Source organism: Streptomyces bugieae (assembly GCF_036352915.1).
Taxonomy (GTDB): Bacteria; Actinomycetota; Actinomycetes; order Streptomycetales; family Streptomycetaceae; genus Streptomyces; species Streptomyces endophytica.
The window spans coordinates 931,347-953,504 of sequence record NZ_JAZBJP010000001.1; the positions used below are offsets into that span (position 1 = coordinate 931,347).

The 22,158-nt window shown below is 74.5% G+C and carries 24 protein-coding genes and 1 riboswitch; of the genes, 10 read left to right on the top strand and 14 right to left on the bottom strand.

The features are described 5' to 3' along the window. Positions 1 to 39: 39 nt before the first annotated feature. Both V2J85_RS04340 and V2J85_RS04345 read left to right on the top strand, forming a co-directional pair. Entirely contained in the window at positions 40 to 360 is a 321-nt protein-coding gene (locus V2J85_RS04340) for a bifunctional 3-phenylpropionate/cinnamic acid dioxygenase ferredoxin subunit (protein WP_030411057.1), read from the top strand. Continuing rightward, entirely contained in the window at positions 357 to 1,526 is a 1,170-nt protein-coding gene (locus V2J85_RS04345) for an NAD(P)/FAD-dependent oxidoreductase (RefSeq protein ID WP_330820669.1), read from the top strand. The genes V2J85_RS04340 and V2J85_RS04345 overlap by 4 nt, the downstream gene beginning before the upstream one ends. Positions 1,527 to 1,547: 21 nt before the next feature. Here the strand turns inward: V2J85_RS04345 and V2J85_RS04350 are convergent, their stop codons facing one another. From V2J85_RS04350 to V2J85_RS04360, 3 genes are all read right to left on the bottom strand, one after another. Further along, positions 1,548 to 2,366, bottom strand: coding sequence for an SDR family NAD(P)-dependent oxidoreductase (locus V2J85_RS04350; RefSeq protein ID WP_330820670.1), 819 nt, complete (start codon positions 2,364 to 2,366; stop codon positions 1,548 to 1,550). A gap of 117 nt (positions 2,367 to 2,483) precedes the next feature. Beyond that, entirely contained in the window at positions 2,484 to 3,338 is an 855-nt protein-coding gene (locus V2J85_RS04355; protein ID WP_330820671.1) for a bifunctional 5,10-methylenetetrahydrofolate dehydrogenase/5,10-methenyltetrahydrofolate cyclohydrolase, read from the bottom strand. 21 nt (positions 3,339 to 3,359) lie between these two features. After that, positions 3,360 to 3,447: riboswitch (ZMP/ZTP riboswitch) on the bottom strand. A 61-nt stretch (positions 3,448 to 3,508) separates the two neighbouring features. Further along, complete coding sequence (locus V2J85_RS04360) at positions 3,509 to 4,687, bottom strand: hypothetical protein (protein ID WP_261952990.1); 1,179 nt, start codon at positions 4,685 to 4,687, stop codon at positions 3,509 to 3,511. Positions 4,688 to 4,849: 162 nt separating this feature from the next. On the opposite strand from V2J85_RS04360, the gene V2J85_RS04365 reads away from it, so the two are divergent. Then, positions 4,850 to 5,167, top strand: a complete 318-nt coding sequence (locus tag V2J85_RS04365) for a hypothetical protein (protein WP_261952989.1) — start codon at positions 4,850 to 4,852, stop codon at positions 5,165 to 5,167. A gap of 201 nt (positions 5,168 to 5,368) precedes the next feature. Next, positions 5,369 to 5,788, top strand: coding sequence for a PPOX class F420-dependent oxidoreductase (locus V2J85_RS04370; RefSeq protein WP_330820672.1), 420 nt, complete (start codon positions 5,369 to 5,371; stop codon positions 5,786 to 5,788). A 37-nt stretch (positions 5,789 to 5,825) separates the two neighbouring features. Here V2J85_RS04370 and dacB read toward each other — a convergent pair whose 3' ends face one another. From dacB to V2J85_RS04385, 3 genes are all read right to left on the bottom strand, one after another. After that, complete coding sequence (dacB, locus tag V2J85_RS04375) at positions 5,826 to 7,460, bottom strand: D-alanyl-D-alanine carboxypeptidase/D-alanyl-D-alanine endopeptidase (protein WP_330820673.1); 1,635 nt, start codon at positions 7,458 to 7,460, stop codon at positions 5,826 to 5,828. 101 nt (positions 7,461 to 7,561) lie between these two features. Then, a complete protein-coding gene (locus V2J85_RS04380) occupies positions 7,562 to 8,017 on the bottom strand; it encodes a hypothetical protein (protein WP_330820674.1) in 456 nt (151 codons plus the stop codon). 204 nt (positions 8,018 to 8,221) lie between these two features. Then, the gene (locus V2J85_RS04385; protein WP_330820675.1) at positions 8,222 to 8,824 is read right to left on the bottom strand and encodes a TetR/AcrR family transcriptional regulator; all 603 of its coding nucleotides are present in this window, start codon (positions 8,822 to 8,824) and stop codon (positions 8,222 to 8,224) included. Between the two features lie 118 nt (positions 8,825 to 8,942). On the opposite strand from V2J85_RS04385, the gene V2J85_RS04390 reads away from it, so the two are divergent. Together V2J85_RS04390 and V2J85_RS04395 are read left to right on the top strand one after the other, a co-directional pair. Then, positions 8,943 to 10,133 carry a cytochrome P450 gene (locus V2J85_RS04390; RefSeq protein WP_261952984.1) on the top strand — a complete coding sequence of 397 codons (1,191 nt, stop codon included), beginning with the start codon at positions 8,943 to 8,945 and terminating at the stop codon, positions 10,131 to 10,133. An 8-nt stretch (positions 10,134 to 10,141) separates the two neighbouring features. Further along, positions 10,142 to 10,357: a ferredoxin gene (locus V2J85_RS04395; protein ID WP_261952983.1), complete on the top strand. Its 216-nt coding sequence runs from the start codon at positions 10,142 to 10,144 to the stop codon at positions 10,355 to 10,357. 73 nt (positions 10,358 to 10,430) lie between these two features. Here the strand turns inward: V2J85_RS04395 and V2J85_RS04400 are convergent, their stop codons facing one another. Beyond that, a complete protein-coding gene (locus tag V2J85_RS04400) occupies positions 10,431 to 11,369 on the bottom strand; it encodes a Vgb family protein (RefSeq protein WP_261952982.1) in 939 nt (312 codons plus the stop codon). Positions 11,370 to 11,550: 181 nt separating this feature from the next. Here V2J85_RS04400 and V2J85_RS04405 point away from each other — a divergent pair, with 181 nt between their 5' ends. After that, the gene (locus V2J85_RS04405) at positions 11,551 to 12,297 is read left to right on the top strand and encodes a PE-PGRS family protein (protein ID WP_261952981.1); all 747 of its coding nucleotides are present in this window, start codon (positions 11,551 to 11,553) and stop codon (positions 12,295 to 12,297) included. Positions 12,298 to 12,485: 188 nt separating this feature from the next. Here V2J85_RS04405 and V2J85_RS04410 read toward each other — a convergent pair whose 3' ends face one another. Then, on the bottom strand, positions 12,486 to 12,800 hold the full coding sequence (locus V2J85_RS04410) for a zf-HC2 domain-containing protein (RefSeq protein WP_261952980.1): 315 nt from the start codon (positions 12,798 to 12,800) through the stop codon (positions 12,486 to 12,488). Between the two features lie 49 nt (positions 12,801 to 12,849). On the opposite strand from V2J85_RS04410, the gene V2J85_RS04415 reads away from it, so the two are divergent. Continuing rightward, entirely contained in the window at positions 12,850 to 13,443 is a 594-nt protein-coding gene (locus tag V2J85_RS04415) for a sigma-70 family RNA polymerase sigma factor (protein WP_261952979.1), read from the top strand. A gap of 31 nt (positions 13,444 to 13,474) precedes the next feature. Here V2J85_RS04415 and V2J85_RS04420 read toward each other — a convergent pair whose 3' ends face one another. From V2J85_RS04420 to V2J85_RS04430, 3 genes are read right to left on the bottom strand one after another with little or no spacing between them, the layout of a single operon-like run. Then, a complete protein-coding gene (locus tag V2J85_RS04420; RefSeq protein WP_261952978.1) occupies positions 13,475 to 13,993 on the bottom strand; it encodes a copper chaperone PCu(A)C in 519 nt (172 codons plus the stop codon). Beyond that, on the bottom strand, positions 13,990 to 16,293 hold the full coding sequence (locus tag V2J85_RS04425; RefSeq protein ID WP_330820676.1) for a heavy metal translocating P-type ATPase: 2,304 nt from the start codon (positions 16,291 to 16,293) through the stop codon (positions 13,990 to 13,992). The genes V2J85_RS04420 and V2J85_RS04425 overlap by 4 nt, the downstream gene beginning before the upstream one ends. Then, on the bottom strand, positions 16,290 to 16,571 hold the full coding sequence (locus tag V2J85_RS04430) for a hypothetical protein (protein ID WP_261952976.1): 282 nt from the start codon (positions 16,569 to 16,571) through the stop codon (positions 16,290 to 16,292). Before V2J85_RS04430 ends, V2J85_RS04425 begins: the two co-directional genes overlap by 4 nt. A gap of 268 nt (positions 16,572 to 16,839) precedes the next feature. Between V2J85_RS04430 and V2J85_RS04435 the strand changes: the two genes are divergently transcribed. After that, the gene (locus tag V2J85_RS04435) at positions 16,840 to 18,159 is read left to right on the top strand and encodes a cytochrome P450 family protein (RefSeq protein WP_330820677.1); all 1,320 of its coding nucleotides are present in this window, start codon (positions 16,840 to 16,842) and stop codon (positions 18,157 to 18,159) included. Then, positions 18,153 to 19,127, top strand: a complete 975-nt coding sequence (locus V2J85_RS04440; RefSeq protein ID WP_419836734.1) for an L-tyrosine/L-tryptophan isonitrile synthase family protein — start codon at positions 18,153 to 18,155, stop codon at positions 19,125 to 19,127. The genes V2J85_RS04435 and V2J85_RS04440 overlap by 7 nt, the downstream gene beginning before the upstream one ends. Positions 19,128 to 19,184: 57 nt before the next feature. On the opposite strand, the gene V2J85_RS04445 is transcribed toward V2J85_RS04440, so the two are convergent. From V2J85_RS04445 to V2J85_RS04455, 3 genes are read right to left on the bottom strand one after another with little or no spacing between them, the layout of a single operon-like run. Next, positions 19,185 to 19,973 (bottom strand): ABC transporter ATP-binding protein, encoded by a 789-nt coding sequence (locus tag V2J85_RS04445; RefSeq protein ID WP_261952974.1) that lies wholly within the window; start codon positions 19,971 to 19,973, stop codon positions 19,185 to 19,187. Next, positions 19,970 to 21,055 (bottom strand): FecCD family ABC transporter permease, encoded by a 1,086-nt coding sequence (locus tag V2J85_RS04450; RefSeq protein WP_261952973.1) that lies wholly within the window; start codon positions 21,053 to 21,055, stop codon positions 19,970 to 19,972. The genes V2J85_RS04445 and V2J85_RS04450 overlap by 4 nt, the downstream gene beginning before the upstream one ends. Further along, a complete protein-coding gene (locus V2J85_RS04455; protein WP_261952972.1) occupies positions 21,052 to 22,119 on the bottom strand; it encodes an ABC transporter substrate-binding protein in 1,068 nt (355 codons plus the stop codon). The genes V2J85_RS04450 and V2J85_RS04455 overlap by 4 nt, the downstream gene beginning before the upstream one ends. Positions 22,120 to 22,158: the final 39 nt, after the last annotated feature.

A 22,158-nucleotide genomic window follows, 5' to 3' on the forward strand; every position in this document is an offset into this window, starting at 1 on the left:
GTGAAACTCGATGATACCGAAGAGTAACAGGGGGGTCCCGTGATTCCTGTCTGCCACCTTGCCGACCTGCCCGCAGGCGAGTCCGTACGCATCGACACCGCACCTCCGATCGCCGTCTTCAACGCCGACGGGCAGCTGTACGCCATCGACGACACCTGCACCCACCAGGACGCCTCGCTCGCGGACGGCTGGCTGGAGGGGTGTCTGGTCGAATGCCCGCTGCACGCCGCTTCATTCGATCTCCGCACCGGTGCGCCCACCTGTCTGCCCGCCCGCCGGGCCGTGCGGACCCATCCGGTGACCGTCGAGGACGGCATGATCTACGTGCACCACGTCGCCGAGGAGGGCACCGCCGCATGAAGTCGGTCGCTGTCATCGGGGCCTCGCTGGCGGGTCTGTACGCCGCCCGGGCCCTGCGCGCCGAGGGGTTCGACGGCCGGCTGGTCATCGTCGGGGACGAGCACCACCGCCCCTACGACCGGCCGCCGCTGTCCAAGGACTTCCTCACCGGCACCACCGGCCAGGACCAACTCGCCCTGGTCGACGCCGAGGAGACCGCCGAACTCGACGCCGAGTGGCTGCTCGGCACCCGGGCCACCGGCCTGGACACCGCCGCCGGCGCGGTACTGCTGGACCACGGCCGGCCGCTGACCGCCGACGGCGTGGTCCTCGCCACCGGCGCCACCCCGCGCCGCCTCCCCGGCCCGGCACCCGCCGGAACCCACACCCTGCGCACCCTGGACGACGCCCGCGCCCTGCGTGCCGACCTGACCCGGGGCCCGGTCCGCGTCGTCGTCATCGGCGCCGGATTCATCGGTGCCGAGGTCGCCTCATCCTGTGCCGCCCTCGGCCATGACGTCACCGTGGTCGAGGCCGCCCCGCTCCCGCTCCTGCCGCAACTCGGCGACGAGATGGCCCGGATCTGCACCGCGCTGCACGCGGACCACGGCGTCACCCTGCTGACCGGCACCGGCGTGGCCGCCCTGCACGGCGCCGGCGCCGACCCCCGTGTCACCTCGGTCGAGCTGTCCGACGGCCGCCACCTGCCCGCCGACGTGGTCGTCGTCGGCATCGGCGTCCGGCCGCACACCGACTGGCTCGCCTCCTCCGCGCTGCCCCTCGACGACGGCGTGGTCTGCGACGCCGGCTGCGTCACCGCGCTGCCCAACGTCGTCGCGGTCGGCGACGTCGCCAGGGTGGCCGGCGTCCGGGCCGAGCACTGGACCAGCGCGACCGAACAGGCCACGGTCGCCGCCCGCAACCTCCTCGCCGGCCGCACGGTCGCCACCCACCGGGCACTCCCCTACTTCTGGTCCGACCAGTACGGCGTCCGCATCCAGTTCGCCGGCCGCCGCGGGCCCGACGACACCCCGCGGATCCTCGAAGGCTCCCCCGACGACCGCAGCTTCCTGGCCTGTTACGAACGCGAGGGCCGGACCACCGCGGTGCTCGCCCTCAACCGCCCCCGCCCGTTCATGCGGCACCGCCGCGACCTCGCCCGCGCCACCCAGCCGGCCACCACCTGACCTCCGCCCGGGCCCCCGGGGTCAGGAGGCCGGGGTGTCGCGGGGGTCGATGCGGTACGAGAAGGCGGCGCCGCCCGTGTCGAAGGCCGTGGCGCCGCCGTCGACGGTGAGGACGGCGCCGTTGACGAAGGACGCCGCCGGGGAGAGGAGCCAGACGATCGCCTCGGCGACCTCCTCCGGCTCGCCGGGGCGGCCGGCCGGGAGGAGCCGGGTGGCCTCCTCGTACGCGGCGTCGATCCCGTCCGGCAGGCCGGCCTCCTCGGCGAAGCGGGCCATCCGGCGGTCGGCCATCTCCGTACGGACCCAGCTGGGGCAGACGATGTTGGCACGCAGGCCGTCCCGGCCGTAGTCGACGGCGAGCGAGCGGCAGAGCTGGAGCAGCGCCGCTTTCGACGTCGCATAGGCGGCGTTGGCGGTGCCGTTGCGCAGCGCGGAAACGGAGGCGACCGCGACGACCGCGCCACGGGAGGCCAACAGGTGTGGCAGGGCGGCGCGTTGGAGGAGGAAGGCGCCGGTGAGGTTGGTGGACATGACGGTGTGCCAGTCCTCCAGCGAGATGTCCCCCACCGAACCGCTGCGTCCCACACCGGCGTTGACGACCAGTCCGTCGATCCGGCCGTAGGCGGACACCGTGGTGTCGACGAGGTCCTGTACGGACTCGGGGTCGGCGGTGTCGGAGGGGTGGGCCAGCGCGCCGGTCTCCTCGGCGAGGCGGCGCAGCGGTTCCGGGCGGCGGCCGGAGATCACCACGTCGTGCCCGGCCGCCCGCAACAGCCGCGCCGTGGCGGCGCCGATGCCGGTGCCGCCGCCCGTCACGACCACCACTCGCCGTTCCGTCATGCCGTTCCCGCCTCCCCGATGATCAACTGCCGTCTCGTGATCATACGTTCGGCGGGGGTGCCGGGACCGCACGCTTTCGGCCCTTTGCGCACGGGCCGCCCTCGGGGCCCTCCCGGGTCAGGCCCCCTTCAACTGGCGGGCGGCGGCGTCGACGGTTTGGGTGAGGAGGGTGGCGATGGTCATGGGGCCGACGCCGCCGGGGACCGGGGTGATCAGGGAGGCGCGGGTGGCGGCGGAGTCGAAGTCGACGTCGCCGATGTTGCCGGGGTTGTAGCCCGCGTCGATGACGACCGCGCCGGGCTTGATGTGGTCGGCGGTGAGGAGGCGGGGCCGGCCGACCGCGGCGATCAGGATGTCGGCCTGGCGGGTGTGGGCGGCGAGGTCGGTGGTGCGGGAGTGGCAGTACGTCACGGTGGCGTTGCGGCCGAGCAGCAGCATCCCGACCGGCTTGCCGAGGATCGCGCTGCGGCCGACCACGACGGCGTGCTTGCCGGCCGGCTCGACGCCGTAGTGGTCGAGCAGCCGGAGGATGCCGCCGGGGGTGCAGGAGGCGAAGCCCTCGGCGCCGAAGCTCATGGTGGCGAAGGAGTGGTAGGTGACGCCGTCGACGTCCTTCTCCGGGGCGATGGCCTCGAAGGCGGCGCGCTCGTCGATGTGCGGCCCGACCGGGTGCTGGAGGAGGATGCCGTGCACCTCGGGGTCCTGGGAGAGCGCGGTGAGGGTGTCGACCAGTTCGCCGGTCGTGGTGGCGGCGGGCAGGGCCACGTGCCGGGAGCGGATGCCGGCCTTCTCGCAGCGGTTGCGCTTCATCCGGACGTACGTCTCCGAGGCGGGGTCCTCCCCCACCAGGACGGTCGCGAGGCACGGGGCCTGGCCGGTCCGCTCGGTGAGGGCGGCGGCGCGCTCGGCGGCCTGCTCGACGATCTGGCGGGCCAGCGCGGTGCCGTCCATGAGGCGGGCGGTCGGGGACATCGGGTACTCCTGAGCGTCGTCGTCGATCGCCCAGGCGCGCGGCAGTGGCCCTGTCGGCCGGGCCGCTCCCCGGTGGTACTCCACCCAAGCGCCAGTCACGGCCCGCCGTCCACTCTAGACGACGGCTCACCCGTGGGGGTGAGGAGCCGCGGGTGGGACGGGCGGTCCGGTCAGGGGGCTCCGTGGCCGGGTGCGGACAGGGGTGGGGTGGTGGGGGTGGTGGCCTCCCACTGGCTGAGGATGCCGTCCCAGTCGTGCTGGGCGGCGGTGATGGCGTTGGCGTCCCAGGTGGGGGCGGCGGGCGGCGGGGACTCGTACCCCGGGTACTCCTGGTGGTCCTGGTAGCCGGGGTGGTGCTCGTGCCCGTGGTGGGCGTGCTGGCCGTTCTGGGTGGGGTGGAGGGTCTGAACGGTCTGGGTGGTCTGGGTGTCGTGAGGGTGCTGGTGGGCCTGGTGGCCGTGGTGGTTCTGGTGGGTGGGGTACTGGTGATAGCCGGTGGACGGGGACGAGGCGCCGTACTGGGGGTGCTGCGGGTGCTGGGGGTGGCTCGTCGCGTAGGACTGGTACTGCTGGTACGGCTGCTGTTTCCAGGTGTCGTGCTCGTACTGCTCCCAGGCGGGCCGGTCGGCGCGTTCACGCCAGGCCGTCGGGCCCGTGTCGGCCGACGGGGAGGGCTGGAGGGTGGCCATTCTTCGGTGCCGGCCGGTGCGGTCGGGCGGCGTGGCCGGGGCGGGGCGGGTCTCCGTGGAGAGCTGCTGGGCGCGGGCCACCAAGAGGCGTACGTCCAGGCCGAGTTCGGTGGCGAGTGCGGTGAGGTCGACCCCGGTGTGCCAGCTGGTCATCAGGACCGCGTCGAGGGCCGGCGCCCAGACCGGGTCGTGGGTGACCGGGGAGGCGCCGGACGGTGCGGCGGGGGTGCCGGGCGTGGTCCCGGCCGGGGCGGGCCGGTCCGCCGTGGGCCGGTCCGCGGCGGGCTGTGCCGGTGCGGGGCGGGCGGCGGCCGGCGCGGCGGGCGGCTGGGCGGGGGCCGGCTCGCGTACCGTGGTCTGTTCCCGCGCCGGGGACTGTTCGTGCGCGGGGGGCTGTTCGGCGAGCAGGCTCTTGGCGACCGCGCGGGCGTCGTCCTTGCCCACCGTGCGGCGGGCCAGCCGCACTTCGCGCTCGTCCAGGCCGAGCAGGTCCGCCACCACCGCGTCGCTGCCGACGGTCACGGCGAAGGCGGCCAGGGTCCGGGACCGGCGGGCCTCGGCCTCGTCGAGGAGTCCCTGCGTCCGGCGGACCTCGTCATCGCTGCTGCAAAACGCCTGTGCGAGTACCGCGTGGCGCTCCCACAACTCCCTCGGTTCCATGACAGCGACAACGTTTTTTCGTCCGGATTGGACCGCTTCCCGGCAATAGATCACTGCATGAGGTGATATTCGAGGGAGTTAACCCCCTGCCTCCGGGACTCATGTGCGGGCAGCCGCAAAAATACGCAGTGACCCCAGGCCGGAAGAATCGTTTCTACGGCCATGAGCGCCCCTACCTCCGGCACCGTCGCAGGTCACGGTCACACGTTCCTCCCCCGTCCCGCGTCCACGCCACGCTGGATCACCGCGGAGATCACCCGGCAGACCCCGGTCTACGCGGCGCTGGTGCGCCTCTGGACGGAGCGCGCGGCCACGGTACCCGGAGTCGCCGATCCGGAGTGGCAGCGGCTGGTCTCCTACCGGGCGCTGATGGAGGAGACCGAGACCGCGCTCACCGCGCTGCGGCCGCACCGTGCGCCCGACGTACTGCCGTCGAGGCGGCAGGTGCCGGCGGCCCGGCCCGCGCACCAGGACGCCTGAGCCGCGGCCGGCGCGGCGCCGCACCCGCGGACCGCGGAAGCGGTCCGCCGTGTTGACGCCGGATTCCGCCCGGCCGCAGGGCCGCACCGCCGGGTGTCCCCGCGGTGCCGCGCGAGGCGGCCCCACGGCCCTCCGTCGGGTCCGGGCCCGGGCCGGGCAGAAGCATGATCAGGAATCCGCCACGAACCGATGAGGGCACAGATGTCGAGACCACCGCTTCCCGAATCCGCCACCGCCATGCTGGCCAAGCCCAACCCCTCGGTGATCACCACCCTGCGGTCCGACGGCCAGCCGGTGTCCACCGCGACCTGGTACCTCTGGGACGACGGCCGGGTGCTGGTCAACATGGACGAGGGCCGCAAACGGCTCCAGCACCTGCGCCACGATCCGCGGGTGACGCTGACCGTGCTCGACGAGGGCAACTGGTACACCCATCTGACCCTGATCGGGCGGGTGGCCGAGCTCCGGGACGACGAGCGGCTGACCGACATCGACCGGCTGGCGCAGCGCTATCTGGGCAAGCCGTATCCGCAGCGGGACCGGCGCCGGGTCAGTGCCTGGATCGAGGTCGAGCGCTGGCACGGCTGGGGCAGCCTGAAGGACAGCAGCCAGGCCGGATGAGGGCGCGGCCGGGCGGCCGGCCCGGTGGGTCCGGCCGTCAGCCGATGCGCTGCTGGAGCTGGGCGGCAACGGTGGCGACGTCGTCGCCGATCGCCAGGACGCCGTTGACGTCCGGTGCCGACGCGCCGTTGACGCCGGCGAAGAAGACGTCGAACCGGCCCTTGCCGCGCTCCAGGTAGCCGGCGACGGTCTCGACGCCCACGGCGATGCGGTGGTTGAGGTCGTCGGCGCCGGCCACGGTCCCGGTCTTGGCGAAGACCTTGCCGCGGGCGGGGCAGTGCCGGCAGCTGTCCGCGAGGGTGCCGTCGACACCCAGGACGGGCAGCGCCTCGCGGAAGCGCCGTGCCTCGGGGGTGCGCTGCCAGTACGCCAGGATCTGGGCGAGGGCGCGCGGCGTGGTGCGGTCGGCCGGATCGCCGCCCCGGCCGTCGGCGAGCTGGACGGCCCGGCGGTCGACCCCGGCCCGGTCGAGGAACTTGGCGAGCACGGGGAACCCGTCCTGGCAGTCGGTGCTCCCCTGGTGGGTGGCCATCAGGCAGAGCGCGAGGTTCGCGCCGAGGTTGTGGCTGACCTTGAGGATGAGTTCGGCGTACTCGGCGTAGGGCGGGGAGGTGTAGCGGGCCACCGTGGTGGCGCCCCGGTAGGAGCGGGGCAGCCGGGCGGCCGGGTTGGGGCCGACGGACGGTGCGGTGACCTGGACGCCGGCCCGGGCCAGCGCCTCGATCAGGGCGGTGCGGCCGAAGACGTTGGGGTCCTTGACGGGGGCGATGCGCAGGACTGGGGCGGAGCCGGCGGCGATGGTGCCGGTGAGGCGGATGCGGGTGCCGTCGGGGGAGGTCGTGACGGTGATGTCGGCGGGTGTGCCGGCCGCGACGGTGCGGACGGCGGAGGTGACCCGGTAGGGCGCGACCTTGGGGCGCACCTCCAGGCCGGCGGGGGCGCCCGGGCCGCTGCCGGGGGTGGTCAGCAGGTCGATGACGTTGTCGTTGACGATGAGCGGGGTGGGCACGGGGTCGAGTGCGGGGTCGGGGCGGAACAGCCGCGGGTCGACGACCACGTCGCCGACGACCCGGCGGATGCCCGCCGCCCTTACCTGGCGGGCGAGTTGGTCGAGGCCGGCCAGCGGGTTCTGCGGGGTGAGGGTGGCGCCGGGGATGACGTTGGCGTAGGTGTGGTCGACGGTGGTGTAGGCGACGGTGCCGTTCTTGCGGGTCCGGCCGCCGAGGGTCAGATCGCCCTGGGCGACCAGGTCGAGGTCGCCCCTGAGGGTGCCGTTGCGACGCCGTCCGACGGCGTACACCGGGGTGACGAAGCGGTGGCCGCTGCCCAGGGTGTGCCAGGCGCCGCTGACGCTGAAGAGCTTCGCGGTGGATCCGGGCAGGAAGAACTGGTCGGCGTAGCGGGACCGGATCACCTTGCCGGTGCGCGGGTCCTGCTGGAACAGGCCCCACTGGGCGTGCCGGTAGGCGGGTTTGCGCAGCACGGCGGCGGTGCGCGGGTCGAGGCCGCCCCGGTCGGCGGGCGCGCCGGTGGCGGCGCCGGTGGGCGTGCCCGTGGGCGTCGGTGGCGTCTCCCGGACGAGACCGGTGAGGACGATGCCCGCGGACAGCAGGAGGGCCGTGGCCACAAGGGTGCGCCGGCGGTTCCTGCTGCGGATGGCGGATGGTGACATGCAGACTCCGGGGAAAGGGGCGCGGACCGCCGCCGGTTGAGCATGCAGGAGGCCCGGGAGGTGTTTTCCCGGGCCTCCTGCGCGTGACTGCCTGACGGGGATCAGAGGAGCCCGAGCAGGCCGAGGCCCAGCAGGCCGCCGCGGCCGTAGCCGTCGCGGCCGTAGCCGTCGCGGCCGTAACCGTCGCGGCCGTAACCGTCGCGGCCGTAGCCCCGGTCGAATCCGTCGTACCCGTCGTTGCGGCCGTAGCCGTAGCCGTCGCGGCGGCCGTCGCGGCCGAAGCCGTCGTAGCCGTCGTGGCCGCCGTGCCCGAAGCGGCCCTTGCCCTTGTGGCCGCCCTTGTGGCCGGCCTTGTGACCGGCCTTGTGACCGCCGTGGTGTCGGTTGTGATGCCGGTTGCCGTGGTGGCCCTCGTCGCAGCGCTGCGAGGAGCACAGGGGGCTCTGGGCGCTGCTGGGGGGTGCGGTCGCGGCGGTGGCGGCGCCGGCCGTCGGCACCACGAGGGCAGCCGCGGTCAGGCCGGCCACTGCGAGGCCGCGAGGGATCGAACGGAGCATGTTTCCACCTTCACTCGACTCTGCAGAAAATGAATATTCTCCGCATATGCGACGATAAGGAGGGTTTTACCCCTTGACCTGTGACGCGCCGAGGAATCACCGGAACGCAGTATGAAATTGGGCAAACCGCACGAAAGCCTCCACGCGAATTCCGGGCGCGCACCGGAGGGCCGCCTCGCACCTTCTCCCGCGCGCCCTCCCCTGTCAGTCCGTCACGCCGTCCGCCGGGAGGTCCTCCAGCAGGTGCCGCAGCGCTCCGACGGCGAGCCTGCAGACCGTGTCGGGGTCGGCGCTCGCCAGCGGCTCCTTGCCGACCACCACCCGCATCAGACCGATGCCCAGCAGCCAGGACAGCGCCAGGTCACCGCGCAGTCCGCCGTCGTCGGACGCCGAGAGGGTGGCGAGCACCTCGGCGTACTCCTCCCCCAGTCCGCGCAGCGCGTCCGCGATCTCGTCGCTGCCGCCGATGGAGCGCAGGCACACCTCAAGGGAGCGGTCGGCGCCCGGGCCGCCGCCGGCGAGCATGCCGCGCAGCGCGACCTCGAACAGCCGGTCGGCGGGGGTGGTCCGCAGCTGTTCCTGTCCGCCGCGCGCCATCACCTCGCCGAACAGCGCCTTCTTGGTGCCGAAGTAACGGAACAGCAGAGCCTGGTTGGCGCCCGCGCGGGCCGCGATGTCCCGTACCGTCGCCCGCTCGTACCCCCGCTCCGCGAACAGCTCCGCCGCGGCGTCCAGCAGCCGCCGCCGGGTGCCCTGGGCGTCCCTGCGGCAGGTGCCGTCCATGCCGTGCTGGGAGGTCTCCCCCATCGTCGCGTCACGCTCCTCTCCGTCGGCCCGTCACGATGACGGCGCCGATGCGTCGTTGACCGCCCCCGGGGAGCGGCATACCGTTATGTAAGCAGGTGCTTACACAAGGGAGGTCACCTTGACCACAGCCGACACAGCACCCCTCTCCTACCCCTTCAATGTCGCCGAGAGCCTCGACCTCTCGGACGCGTACGAGCAGGTCCGCAACAGCCCGGGACTGCTGAAGGTACAGCTGACCTACGGCGAGCCGGCCTGGCTCGTCACCCGTTACGCGGAGGCCCGGTTCGTCCTCGGCGACCAGCGCTTCAGCCGTGCGGAGAGCGCCAACCACGACGAGCCCCGGCAGTCCGAGGGCCGCCGGGACAGCGGCATCCTGGGCATGGACCCGCCGGACCACACCCGGCTGCGCACCCTGGTCGCGAAGGCCTTCACGGTCCGTCAGGTCGAGAAACTCCGGCCGCAGGTACGGCAGTTGACCCACGAGCTGCTCGACGAGCTGGAGGCCGCCGGGCCGCCGGCCGACCTCGTGGACCGCTATGCGCTGCCCATCCCCGTCGCGGTGATCTGTCGGCTGCTCGGCGTACCGGAACAGGACCGTCCGAAGTTCCGGGCGTGGAGCGATGCCGCGCTGTCGACCAGCTCGCTGACGGCCGAGGAGTTCGATGCCAACCGGGACGAACTCCGCGCCTACATGGGGCAGTTGATCGAGGAGCACCGGCGCGCCCCGCGGGACGATCTGATGACCGCGCTGATCGACGCCCGGGACACCGGCGACCGGCTCTCGGAGCTGGAGCTCGTCGACCTGTGCGTCGGGATCCTGGTCGCCGGGCACGAGACCACCGCCACCCAGATCCCCAACTTCGTGCTGGCACTGCTGGACCACCCGGACCAACTGTCCCTGCTGCGCGAGCGGCCCGAGCTGATCGGCGGCGCCGTCGAGGAATTACTCCGGTTCGTCCCGCTCGGCAGCGGCGCCGGCCAGGCCCGCTACGCCACGGAGGACATCGATGTCGGCGGCACGCTGGTGCGGGCCGGCACGCCCGTCCTGGTCGCGGTCGGCGCCGCCAACCGCGACGCGCTGCGCTTCGACGCGCCGGGCACGCTGAACATCACCCGGACCGGCAACCAGCACCTCGGCTTCGGTCACGGCGTCCACCACTGCCTGGGTGCCCCGCTGGCCCGGCTGGAACTCCAGGAAGCGATCGGCGCCCTGATCACCCGCTTCCCGAAGCTCCAGGTGGCCGGCGACATAGAGTGGAAGACCCAGATGCTGGTGCGCGGCCCCCGGGTCCTGCCGGTGGGGTGGTGAGTGCCCCGATGACGTGGGAGATCGAGATCGATCCGCAGCTGTGCATGGCGTCGGGCTCGTGCGCCGCCATCGCACCGGACCTCTTCGTCCTCGACGGCGCGCACGCCCGGCCGCCGCACGACCGGATCGAGGAGGACGAACGCGCCCTGGACGCGGCCGACGTCTGCCCCGCCATGGCGATCACCGTACGGGCCGCCGGGAAGGTCCTCGGACCGCGCCCGTGAGGCGTCGCCCGCCGGACGGCACCGGTGGGGCACGGCCGGCGGCCGCGCCCCACCGGGACGTTCGCGCGATGCCTCATGCGGCCGGTGTGCGCGCCGGCTCGAACCGGGCTATCTGCCCGGTCTCCAGGGCGACGTAGAGCGCACCGTCGGGGCCGAACGCCAGGCCGTGCGGCTCCGCTTCACGGTCGGGCAGGTCGTACTCCCGGATGTGGCCGTCCGGTGTGAGGTGACCGATGCGGCCCGCGGCCCATTCGGTGAACCAGCAGCCGCCCGCGGGGCCGGCGGTGATGGCATGGGGCCGGGCCGCGCGGTCCGGGAGGGGGAACTCGTCGATCCGGCCGTCCGTCGTGATGCGGCCGATCTGCCCCGCACCGATCTCGACGAACCAGAGGGCGCCGTCCGTACCGCAGGTGATGCCGACCGGTCCGGCGGCGTCGGTCGGCAGCGGGTGGAGGGTGATCGCACCGTCGAGGCCGATCCGGCCGATCGCGTTGGCCTGGTTGAGCGTGAACCACAGCGCGTCGTCCGGCCCGGCGGCGAGGGCCGACGGGAACGCCCCGGTCACCGGCAGCGGGAACTCGGTCACCCGGCCGTCGTCCGGGGTGAGGCGGCCTATGCGGTCGCTGTGCATCTGTGTGAACCATAGCGCGCCGTCGGCGGCGGCCGCGATGCCGAACGGGCCGCTGTCCGGGGTCGGCACGGCGAACGACGTGGCCTCTCCGGTGACCGTGATCCGCCCGATCCGGTGGTCCCGGGCACGGGTGAACCACAGGGCGCCGTCGGGTCCGGGCGTGATGAGCGACGGCCCGCAGGTCGGCACGTCGAGGGCGTACCGGTCGAGCCGACCGTCGGGCGTCAGCCGCCCGATCCCGCCCGCGTGGACCAACGTGAACCACAGCGCGCCGTCGGGGCCGGCGGCGATCGCGTACGGACCGGCGGCGGCGTCGGAGACGGATATCCGGGTGAGGGAGGTGGAGGGGATGTCGGGGCCGGAGGTGGGACGTTGGGGCACAGGTCTCCTGTTATCGATTACGACTTACTGCTACTCCAGTTGCGTTAGCAGTAGAGTGCCATGAAGTGGCCGGACCGGCAAGGCATTTCGCGAAGAGGGCTCGGTAAGGATTCTGACGGGCCGTCACAACGGTGACCCGGGCGTTCCGGCGTCGGAGGCGGGGTGCGACGATGGGCCCGTCATGGTTGCGGGGCAGGTACTCAGGGGGCTTCGGGCCGCGGTGTTCGCCGTGGTCTGTGTGCTGCTCGCCGCGCTGGGTCACTCGGTGATGTCCGGTGCGGCGGTGCCCGTGTGGATGCTGCTCGCGGCCGGCGCGGCCACCACAGCCGGCGCCTGGTGCGTCGCGGGCCGGGAACGCGGGCCGCTGCTCGTCGGCCTGCTGACCGTCGGCACCCAGACCGCCCTGCACAGCGCCTTCTCCCTCGGCCAGGCGATGGCCCGTTCCGGTGGGGGGCAGGTGCCGCTGGTCCGGCAATGGACGGACAACTTGCTGTGCGGCCCCGAGGAACTGCCGGCCTCCGGGGGCGATGCCGCGGAGATGATGCGGCTGATGCACCGCCAGATGGCCGCGATGCCAGGGATGTCCGACGGAACCCCCGACATGGCCGGGATGCCGGGCATGGCGGGGATGGCGCATCCGGGCGGTGCGGCGCACGGCAGTGCGGCCGGCATGGTCGCGGCCCACCTCCTCGTCGCGCTGCTCAGCGCCTGGTGGTTGTGGGGCGGTGAGCGGGCCGCCTTCCGCCTCGTCCGCAGCGTGTCGGCCCGGCTGTTCGCGCCGCTGGCGCTGGTGCTGCGGATCGTCCTGCCCGACGTGCCGCCCGCCGTGCGCGCCGCGCGTCAGGAGCCGCGCCGGGCGGTGCGCAAGCTTCTGCTGGCCCACGCGAGGTCGCTGCGGGGTCCGCCGCACGATCCGGCTGTCCGCTGACAGCACGGTCGAATTCCCGAGCCGGGGACGGGCGCCGGGCGCGCCTGATGTCCCCGCTCCGACTTCACCGGTCACCGCCGTGTGCGGGGACCGGGTCATGCGAAGGACTCCAGATGATGAATCGTGTCCGGATGCCGGTGGCGACGCCGCGCGTGTCCGTGACCGGCGTGCGGGGCGCCCAGGCGGCCTCAGCCCGCGGCGGTACCTCCGGTCTGCCCCTCCTCGTAGACGCAGACGACTCCACTCGGCCACTCGGGGCGCGAGCGCAATCCGGCGAGCAGCGCCTCCAGGGTCGCCGGGTCGCCCCCGGCTTCCGGGGCCTCCGCGGCCTCCGCGCCCGCGTGCGCGACCCGCGCCGACAGGGCCCGGGCCTGTGCCTCCCAGCGCCGGCACTCGGCGCAGCCGGCGAGATGGTCGTCGAGCAGACCTGGCGTCAGGCCGGATGGCAGCTCCTCCCCGTCGAGGCGGGCGGAGAGGGCCGTACGGAGGGGCGCGCAGTGCATACCGCCATCCTCTCCGAAGCGCGGACCGGTGGCGAGGGGCGGTCGCGGAATGCGGGATGACGAGGCGGTGACCGGCTGGGCGCTGGCCGCCCGGACCGGTGACGAGCGGGCCGTCGAGCAGTTCGTCCGGGCCACCCAGCTCGACGTGCGGCGCTATGTGACGCATCTCAGCGGCGATCCGCAGGCCACCGACGACCTGGTGCAGGACACCTATGTGCGGGCGCTGCGCAGTCTGCCGCGGTTCGAGGGCCGGTCGTCGGCCCGAACCTGGCTGCTGACCATCGCCCGGCGGGTGGTGGCGGACCGGTTCCGGTCGCATGCGGTGCGGCCGCGGCTGGCCGCGACCGACGACTGGCAGGCGGCGGCGGAGCGGGTGCAGCCGCGCGGGCTGCCCGGCTTCGACGAGGGCATCGCGCTGACCGGGCTGCTGGCGGCGCTGGCGCCGGAGCGGCGGGAGGCGTTCCTGCTCACCCAGGTACTGGGGCTGCCGTACGCGGCGGCCGCCGGGGTGATGGGCTGCCCGGTCGGGACCGTACGGTCCCGGGTGGCGCGGGCCCGGGAGACGCTGGTGGCGCTGCTGGCGGAGGCGGAGCGGCCGGAGCCGGCCGACCGGCCGTGTGTGCTCGCGGGCGCGGTGGCCTGACGGCCGGACCGCGCCCGCCGGGGCGAGGAGCTCAGGGACGGGCGGAGCCGGTCCCTGAGCCCCCGCCGCCGTTCGTGCCGAGTTCCCCGGGGCGTACGGCGGTGGCCCGTACGGTCCGTGAGGGGCTGTCGCGGAAGTGCAGGGTGAGGGTGAGCCGGTCGCCGGGCGCGAGCCGCGGCGGCGGGCTGATCATGATGTCCAGGGTGGTCGGCGTCATCCGCAGGGTTTCGCCGGCCGGGACTGCGGCGGTGGGGACCATGGCCATGCTGCGGGCGTTGTGGCCGATGTCGACGGAACGGCCGAGCATCGCCCGGTGTCCGCCGGGGCCGGTGACGCCGGTGAGGACATCGTCCGCGCCACCGGTGTTGCGGACGGTGAAGAACGCGGCGGTGGCCTCGGGGCCGGACGGGACCAGCACCCGGCCGTCGGTGACCTCCATCCGGGCCGGGGTGCCGGCCCGGCCGGCCGCCGTCCAGGCGGTGAGGGCGCCGAGGGTCGCCAGGCAGGTGAGCAGGGGTACGGCGACGGTGGCCGCGGGCAGCCGTGTCATGCGGTCTCCCGGTGTGCGGTGGTGGTGCGGCGGCCGGTGCCGCCGCGGCCCGGCCGGGCCGGTCCGCCGCCGGGCTGCCAGGCGCGCAGCCGGAGGCTGTTGCCGACGACGAGCAGGGAGCTGGCGGACATCGCGGCGGCGGCGAGCATCGGGTTGAGCAGGCCGACGGCGGCGAGCGGCACGGTGACCAGGTTGTAGCCGAAGGCCCAGACGAGGTTGGCCCGGATGGTGCCCAGGGTGCGCCGGGCCAGGCGTACCGCGTCGGCGACGGCCTGGAGGTCCTCGCGGACGAGGGTGACGTCCGCGGCGCCGATCGCGGCGTCGGTGCCGCTGCCCATGGCGATGCCGAGGTCGGCCAGTGCCAGGGCGGCCGCGTCGTTGACGCCGTCGCCGACCACCGCGACCCGGGCGCCCTGCTGCTGGAGGGTGGTGACCAGGGCGGCCTTGTCCTCGGGCGTCACGTCGGCGTGCAGTTCGGTGATGGCGAGGTGGCCGGCGACCGCGCGGGCGGTGGCGGCGCGGTCGCCGGTGGCCAGGACCGGGCGCAGGCCCAGCCGGCGCAGGTGGTCGACGGCGCGGTAGCTGTCGGGGCGCAGCGCGTCGCCGACCGCGAGGACGGCCTCGGGGGTGCCGTCGACGGTGACCAGGACGGCGGTGTGACCGGCGGTTCCGGCGTCGCGCACCGCGTCCCCGAGGGGGGCCGGCAGTCCGGCGGGGTCTCCGGGCCGGGCGACCTCGACGCGGTGCCCGTCCGTGGTGCCCCGGACGCCGTGGCCGGGCAGGGCGGTGAAGTCGCTGACGGGCGGCAGGGGTTGGCCGGGGTCGCGGTCGCGGGCGCAGGTGGTGACGGCGCGGGCCAGCGGGTGTTCCGAGCCCTGTTCGACGCCGGCCGCCAGGCGCAGCGCGGGGTCCGGGCCGAGGCCGTCGGTGCGGGCGGTGACGGCAATGACGGTCATCCGGCCGGTGGTGAGGGTGCCGGTCTTGTCGAGGACGACGGTGTCGATCCGGCGCAGCCGTTCCAGCGCCTGCGGGCCGCGGACCAGGATGCCGAGCTGGGCGCCGCGGCCGGTGGCGGCGAGCAGGGCGGTCGGGGTGGCCAGGCCGAGGGCGCACGGGCAGGCCACGACGAGGACGGCGACCGCGGCGGTGACCGCGGCCTGCGGGTCGGCGCCGGCGCCGAGCCAGAAGCCGAGGACGGTGACCGAGACGGTCAGCACCGCGGGGACGAAGACCGCGGCCACCGCGTCGGCCAGCCGCTGGATCCGGGTCTTGCCGGTCTGGGCGTCCTCGACGAGCCGGGTGATCCGGGCCAGTTGGGTGTCGGCGCCGACCGCGTCGGCCCGTACCTCCAGCAGCCCGCCGGAGTTGAGCGCGCCGCCGACCGCCGCCGAGCCCGGGCCGACCTCGACCGGGCGGCTCTCGCCGGTGATCAGGGACAGGTCCAGGGCGGAGCCGCCGGTGACGACGGTGCCGTCGGTGGCGACCCGTTCCCCGGGCCGGACCAGGAAGTGGTCGCCGGCCCGCAGCCGCTCCACCGGGATGCGCCGCTCCTCCCCCGCCACCCGTACGGCGACGTCCTTGGCGGCGAGTTCGGCCAGCGCCCGCAGGGCGGCGCCGGTGCCGCGCCGGGCCCTGGCCTCCATGTGCCGCCCGGCCAGCACGAACAGCGGTACGCCGACGGCGGCTTCGAGGTAGAGGTGCGCACTGCCGTCACCCGCGGTGGGCAGCAGGCTGAAGGGCATCGTCATGCCGGGCGCGCCCGCCCCGCCGAGGAACAGCGCCCACGCCGACCAGCCGAAGGACGCGGTCACGCCGAGCGAGACCAGGGTGTCCATGGTCGCGGCGCCGTGCCGCAGTCCGCGCAGCGCACGGGCGTGGAAGGGGGCCGCGCCCCACACGGCGACCGGGGCGGCGAGCACGAAGCACAGCCACTGCCAGTGGCGGAACTGCCAGCCGGGCACCATCGACAGGACCAGGACGGGCAGCGAGAGCAGGGCGGTGACCAGCAGCCGGTGGCGGGCGCCGCGGGTGTCGTCGTCCGGCGTCGTCAACTGCCGCTCGTCGTCCGGGTGTTGCGGCACCTCCGGTTCCGGGAGCTGCGCGGTGAAGCCGGCCGCCTCGACGGTGGTGACGAGGTCGTCGACGGACACCGCGTCCGGGTGCCGCACGGTGGCCCGGCCGGTCGCCAGGTTGACCGAGGCCGCGACACCGTCCAGCCGGCCGAGTTTCCGCTCGACCCGGCCCACGCAGGCGGCGCAGGTCATCCCGCCGATGGTGAGGGTGGTCGTACGGGCGGTCATCGCGGTGCTCCCGCGACGAGCGGGCGGGGCGCGGGGGCGCCCATGCCGTGCATCCCGCCCATGTCCCCGTCGTCGGCGGGCGCGTGGTCGCCGCCGCGGGTGCCGCCCGCCGGGTGCAGGCCCGGGGCGACCGGGCCGGCGAGCGTACCGGCCGCGTAGGACAGCGCGAAGAGGACGGCCAGCAGGGCGATGAATCCGAGCACCGGCCGGGCGGGCAGCAGGCGGGCGGCGAGCGTGCGGTACGGGGGCCGACTGCGGTCGGCCGGAGAACGGGACATCGCGTCATCGTGGCAGGTGGACGCGGGGTGGAGCGGCCGATCGGGGGGCCTTTGGCACGTGAGGTTCATCCTGTTCCGGCACCGGAACCCGGTGGCGTCGCCGGACGACTAACTGGGTTTGCGCGCGCCCCCGTTCGCCCTCCGCCGCTCCCGCTTCCGCCGGATTCGTCGGCGTACGCCGGGAACTCGACGCGCTTCGCGACCGACCTCTCCCACGCCGTGCCGTTCGCGCACGGCGGTCACCGGTCAGTGCCGTGGAGGAACACCCATGTCCAGATTGCCCGAGCCCGTCGAGCTCTACGGGGCGGACTACACCCGAGATCCGTATCCGCTGTACGCGGAGCTGCGGGCGCGCGGCCCGGTGCACCGGGTGCGGTTCCCCAGCGGGGTGTGCGCCTGGCTCGTCACCGGGTACGAGGCCGCCCATCAGGCGCTGACCGACCCGCGGTTGGGCAAGCACCACTCCCGGGGCAACGCGGCCTGGCGGGCCCGCGCCTCGATCATGCCCGAGCCGCAGCACTCCCAACTCCAGGCGCATCTGCTGCACCAGGATCCGCCCCGGCACACCGCGCTGCGCCGGCTCCTCACCGGCACCTTCGCCCCGTCGCGCGTCGAGGCGCTCCGGCCCCGCTTCCAGGAGCGGGCCGAGGCGCTGCTCGACGGGCTGCCGGCGAGCGGCCGCACGGACCTCGTGGAGACCTTCGCGGCCCGCTTCCCCTTCCAGGTCCTCGCCGAAGTGATCGGTCTGCCGGCGGAGTTCGCGGAGCGCTTCGACCGGGACTGGGGCAAGGTGGTCCAGCCGGTGGGGCCCACCGACCCGGGCCGGCCGGCGTACGAGGCACGGCTGCGCGGGCTGCAGGGCTACATCGCCGGTCTGGTCGCGCACAAGCGCCGGGAGCGGGGCGCGGATCTGCTGTCCCGGCTGGTGGCCGCGTGCGACGACGGCCGGATCGAGCCGGCGGAGCTGGATTCGATGATCTTCCAGCTGCTGGTGGCCGGGCAGGAACCGGTCACGAACCAGATCACCACGGCCCTGGTCGCCCTGCTGCGCCACCCGCGGCAGCTCGCCGAGCTGGCCGCCCGTCCGGAGCTGCTGCCGCGCGCGGTGGAGGAACTGCTGCGGTACGACAGCGCCTTCGAGCTGACGACCTGGCGGTTCTTCGCCGAGGACGCCGATCTGCACGGGACCCGGGTCCCGGCCGGCGACTCCGTCATCGTGTCGCTGTGCGCGGCGAACCGGGACCCGCGCCGGTTCACCGACGCCGACCGCCTCGACCTCGACCGCTCCCCCAACCCGCATCTGGCCTTCGGCCACGGCATCCATTTCTGCCCCGGCGCCACGCTCGCCCGGATCGAACTCCAGATCGCCCTGGAGACGCTGCTCCGACGGCTCCCCGGTCTCCGGCTCGCCGCACCGGACGACCAACTCACCTGGATTCCGGCCGTGTTGGCGCGGGGCGTCGACCGGCTGCCGGTGGCGTACGGAGCCGGCGGGGACGCCGACGGGAGCGCCGTCGGTACGGCCTCCGGGAGCGGCTGCCCCTTCACCGCGGGGCGGTTCGCGGACGGGGCGGCCGCCGCGTGCTGACCCGCCCCGACCGAGTGCTGCCCACCCGTCCCGCCGCCGTCCCGCCGCCCGCCGACCCCGGCGCGGTGTGCGCGGCGGTGCTCGCCGTCCTCCTGCCGTACCGGCGGACGCTGGACACCGCGGGCGGGGACGGGCCGGAGGCGTTCCCCGAGCAGCACCGGCAGCTCATGGGTCCGGTGGCGGCCGGCGAGCCGATCGTGTTCACACTCCCGGGCTTCCCCTGCAAGTCACCGAACCCGGCCAAGGTGCTCGGCCCGCTGCCCGACGAGGGCGAGCGGCTGGCCCTGCGCTTCCTGGACGCGCTCTGCGCCCGGATCGAGGCCGTCCATCCGCCCGGCGCCCGGGTGGTCATCTGCTCGGACGGGCACGTCTTCAGCGACCTCATCCACGTGCCCGACGCCGCCGTCGACGCCTACGGTGACGCGCTGCGCGCCCTGATCCGCGCCGAGGGGCTGACCCGGCTGGACGTCTTCGACCTGCGGGCGGTGTACGGGCCCGGGCTGTCGTACGACGCCCGGCGGGCGCTGGTCGACGAACGGTACGCCCCCACGCTGGAGGCGCTGCGCGCCCGGACCCGCGGCCACGAGCCGACCCGCCGGCTGTACCAGGGCATCACCCGGTTCCTCTTCGAGGACACCGCCGCGTTCGCCGGCACCCGTTCGGCGCTGCAGCGCGACTGCCGGCGGCGCGCGTACGGGGTGATGCGGCGCAGCCACGCCTGGGGCGAGCTGGTCGCCCGGCATCACCCGGACGCGGTCCGGCTCTCGATCCATCCGCAGCCGCGCGGCTCGGCGAAGTTCGGGATCCGGCTGCTGGCGGCGCCGGACGTCTGGCTGACGCCCTGGCACTCGTGCGTGCTGGAACTCCCGGACGGCAGGCGGGAGTTGCGGCACCGCGCGGAGGCCGAGCGGCTCGGCCGGGTGGTGCTGCGGGACGGCCGGCCGAGCCACTTCGTGGCGGCGGGGTGAGGGGAGGGGGAGGGTGGTCGGTGTGGCCTCCCTCCCCCGTCGGTCGCCCCTGCCCCGTCAGCCGCACCGTGCGGGCAGCGGCGCCCGGTGGTCGTAGGCGATCAACAGGTCGCCGGTGAGGGGGTGTTCGGTCACCGCGGCACGTACGCCGAAGACCTCGGCCAGCAGGTCCGGGGTGAGCACCTCGCGCGGGGTGCCGGAGGCCACCACCCGTCCGCCGTGCAGCACGTGCAGCCGGTCGCAGAGCGAGGCGGCGGCGTTGAGGTCGTGCAGGGAGATCAGCGTGGTGCGGCGGCGGTCGCGCAGCAGGGTGAGCAGTTCGACCTGGTGGCGGATGTCGAGGTGGTTGGTGGGTTCGTCCAGCACCAGCACCTCGGGGTCCTGGGCGAACGCCCGTGCCAGCAGGGCGCGTTGGCGTTCGCCGCCGGAGAGGGCGGAGAACCGACGGGCCTGGTGTCCGGCGAGTCCGACGGCGGCCAGCGCCTGCGCCACCCGTTCGCGGTCCTCGCGGTCGTCCCCGGCGAAGGCCCGTTTGTAGGGCGTCCGCCCCATCATCACGACCTCGCGCACGGTCAGTTCGAAGTCGCTGCCGCGTTCCTGGGGCAGCGCGGCGACCTGCCGTGCCGTCCGCCCGGGCGTGAGCGTGCGCAGATCGGTGCCGGCCAGCAGGACGCGTCCGGCGGTGGGCCGCAGATGGCGGTAGACGGTCCGCAGGACGGTGGACTTGCCGCTGCCGTTGGGGCCGACGAGTCCGGCGATCTCGCCGGAGGCGGCCATCAGGTGCACCCCGGCGACGACGTCCCGGCCCGCGTAGCCGACGTGCAGATCCTCGATCGCGACGTTCACCGGTCGGCCGCCGTCCGCCGGTCCAGCACGAACAGCAGGGCGGGCGCGCCGATCAGCGCGGTGACCACCCCGACCGGCAGTTCCTGGGCGTCCATGGCCGTCCGGCACACCAGGTCCACCACGACCAGCAGCAGCGCCCCGGTCAGCGCGGACAGCGGCAGCAGCCGGCGGTGGTCGCCGCCGATGACCAGCCGGCACAGGTGCGGCACCATCAGGCCGACGAAGGCGACGGCGCCGGAGACCGCGACCAGGACGCCGGTCAACAGGCTGGTGACCACGAACAGTTCGCGGCGCAGCCGGGTCACCGGGACGCCCACGCCGGCGGCGGTCTCGTCGCCCATGAGCAGGGCGTTCATGGCGCGGGCCCGGGCCTGGAGGGCCAGCAGCCCGGCCGTGACGGCGAGCAGCGGCAGCCCCAGCAGACTCCAGGTGGCCCCGCTCAGGCTGCCCATCAGCCAGAACAGCACGCTGCGGGTCTGCTGTTCGTCGCCGGCCTGCAGGACCAGGTAGCTGGTGAACCCGGAGAGGAACTGGCCGACGCCGACGCCGGCCAGCACCAGCCGCAGCGGCGAGAATCCGCCACCGCGCCGGGCCAGGCTCCACACCAGAGCGAACGCGGCCAGCGCGCCGGCGAAGGCGGCCGCGGACAGCCCGAGCCCGAGCAGTCCGCCGGTGCTCGCGCCCAGCACGATCGCGGCGACCGCGCCGAGCGAGGCGCCGTTGGAGATGCCCAGCAGGTACGGGTCGGCCAGCGGGTTGCGGACCAGTGCCTGGGTCGCGGTTCCGACGAGCCCGAGGCCGGCGCCCACCAGTGCGGCCAACAGGGCGCGGGGCACCCGGAGTTGCCAGACGATGAGGTCGTCGGTGCCCGGCCGGGGCGGCGCGCCGCCCAGCCGTCGCAGCACCACCGACCAGACCTCCGCGGGCGGGATGGCGGTGGCGCCGACGGAGACCGCGGCGGTCAGGGCCGCCAGCAGGGCGGCGCCCAGGACGAGCGCGAGCAGTCCGGCGCGCGGGGTCCGCCGCCCGGTCCGGTCGTCCGCTTCCGCCCGGCCGGGGGCCTCGGCGAGGACGGGTGTCACCGCCGGGCCTCCTTGAACCGTGCCGGGTAGAGCGTGTGCGCGATCTCCTCGACCGTGTCGGCGGTGCCGACCCCGGGGATCGTCGTGCGCTCCGAACCGATCCGCAGGAAGTGCCCCTTCTTGACCGCGGTCAGTCCCTTGGTGGCGGGGAAGCTCTTCAGGAAGGCGGCCGCCTCGTCGAAGGCGCGGGCGTTGGCCGCGGCGTCACCCCGGTTGCGCACCCCGAGCTGGATCCAGTCCGGGTCCTTGGCGACCACGTCCTCCCAGGAGACGGGCCGGAAGTCGCCGTCGCAGCCGGCGAAGACGTTGCGGGCGCCGGCCTGGGTGAGGACGGCGTTCGCGACCTGCTTGCGGCAGACCGCGAGGGGCTGCTTGGTGCCGGCGTCGTAGTCGAAGAAGAAGTACGTCGGCCGCTGCCGCTCGGGGACGGTGCCGACGGCCCGCTGCACGGCGGCGACCTTGGCCCGCATGCCCGCGATGAGCTGCTTCGCCCGGTCGGCCGTACCGGTGACCGCGCCGAGCCGGCGGATGTCGTCCTCCACCCCGGACAGGTCCCGCTGCGGCTGCTTCGCCATGGGCGCGCAGGCGGTGGAGGCGAGGTAGAGGTGCTTGATGCCGGCCGCCGCGAACTCGTCGTCGGTGGGTGCGTCCCCGGCACCGCCCATGTGGCCCATCGAGGCGAAGGTGTCGATGTAGAGGTCGGCTCCCGAGCCGAGCAGTTTCTCCTTGGCGATGAGGTGCTTGCCGAGGACGGGCACCTTGCGGGCGCGGGCGTCGAGGGCGGCGGGCAGGGCGCCCTTGCCCGGGGGGAAGCCGGTGCCGATGACGCGGTCGCCGGCGCCCAGCCGGAGCAGCATCTCCAGGGCGGAGGCGTTGCTGGTGACGATTCTGCGCGGCGGGGCGGTGAAGGTGGTCTTCGTGCCCTTGCAGTCGGCGATCCGCACCGGGAATCCGGCGCCGCCGCGGCCGGCGTCGTCCCGGCCGGTGTCCGCTCCCCCGCCGGCGCACGCGGTGGCGGTCAGTGCCACGACCACGGCCAGACCGCACAACTTCCCAGGACGCATGGTGCTTCTCCCCTACGCTTCCGCGGCCGGTCCGCCCGG

Coding starts and splice junctions, on each gene's coding strand:
- V2J85_RS04345 (WP_330820669.1), top strand. CDS start 357: ATGAAGTCGGTCGCTGTCATCGGGGCCTCGCTGGCGGGTCTGTACGCC.
- V2J85_RS04350 (WP_330820670.1), bottom strand. CDS start 2,366: ATGACGGAACGGCGAGTGGTGGTCGTGACGGGCGGCGGCACCGGCATC.
- V2J85_RS04355 (WP_330820671.1), bottom strand. CDS start 3,338: ATGTCCCCGACCGCCCGCCTCATGGACGGCACCGCGCTGGCCCGCCAG.
- V2J85_RS04360 (WP_261952990.1), bottom strand. CDS start 4,687: ATGGAACCGAGGGAGTTGTGGGAGCGCCACGCGGTACTCGCACAGGCG.
- V2J85_RS04365 (WP_261952989.1), top strand. CDS start 4,850: ATGAGCGCCCCTACCTCCGGCACCGTCGCAGGTCACGGTCACACGTTC.
- V2J85_RS04370 (WP_330820672.1), top strand. CDS start 5,369: ATGTCGAGACCACCGCTTCCCGAATCCGCCACCGCCATGCTGGCCAAG.
- dacB (WP_330820673.1), bottom strand. CDS start 7,460: ATGTCACCATCCGCCATCCGCAGCAGGAACCGCCGGCGCACCCTTGTG.
- V2J85_RS04380 (WP_330820674.1), bottom strand. CDS start 8,017: ATGCTCCGTTCGATCCCTCGCGGCCTCGCAGTGGCCGGCCTGACCGCG.
- V2J85_RS04385 (WP_330820675.1), bottom strand. CDS start 8,824: ATGGGGGAGACCTCCCAGCACGGCATGGACGGCACCTGCCGCAGGGAC.
- V2J85_RS04395 (WP_261952983.1), top strand. CDS start 10,142: ATGACGTGGGAGATCGAGATCGATCCGCAGCTGTGCATGGCGTCGGGC.
- V2J85_RS04405 (WP_261952981.1), top strand. CDS start 11,551: ATGGTTGCGGGGCAGGTACTCAGGGGGCTTCGGGCCGCGGTGTTCGCC.
- V2J85_RS04410 (WP_261952980.1), bottom strand. CDS start 12,800: ATGCACTGCGCGCCCCTCCGTACGGCCCTCTCCGCCCGCCTCGACGGG.
- V2J85_RS04415 (WP_261952979.1), top strand. CDS start 12,850: ATGCGGGATGACGAGGCGGTGACCGGCTGGGCGCTGGCCGCCCGGACC.
- V2J85_RS04420 (WP_261952978.1), bottom strand. CDS start 13,993: ATGACACGGCTGCCCGCGGCCACCGTCGCCGTACCCCTGCTCACCTGC.
- V2J85_RS04425 (WP_330820676.1), bottom strand. CDS start 16,293: ATGACCGCCCGTACGACCACCCTCACCATCGGCGGGATGACCTGCGCC.
- V2J85_RS04430 (WP_261952976.1), bottom strand. CDS start 16,571: ATGTCCCGTTCTCCGGCCGACCGCAGTCGGCCCCCGTACCGCACGCTC.
- V2J85_RS04435 (WP_330820677.1), top strand. CDS start 16,840: ATGTCCAGATTGCCCGAGCCCGTCGAGCTCTACGGGGCGGACTACACC.
- V2J85_RS04455 (WP_261952972.1), bottom strand. CDS start 22,119: ATGCGTCCTGGGAAGTTGTGCGGTCTGGCCGTGGTCGTGGCACTGACC.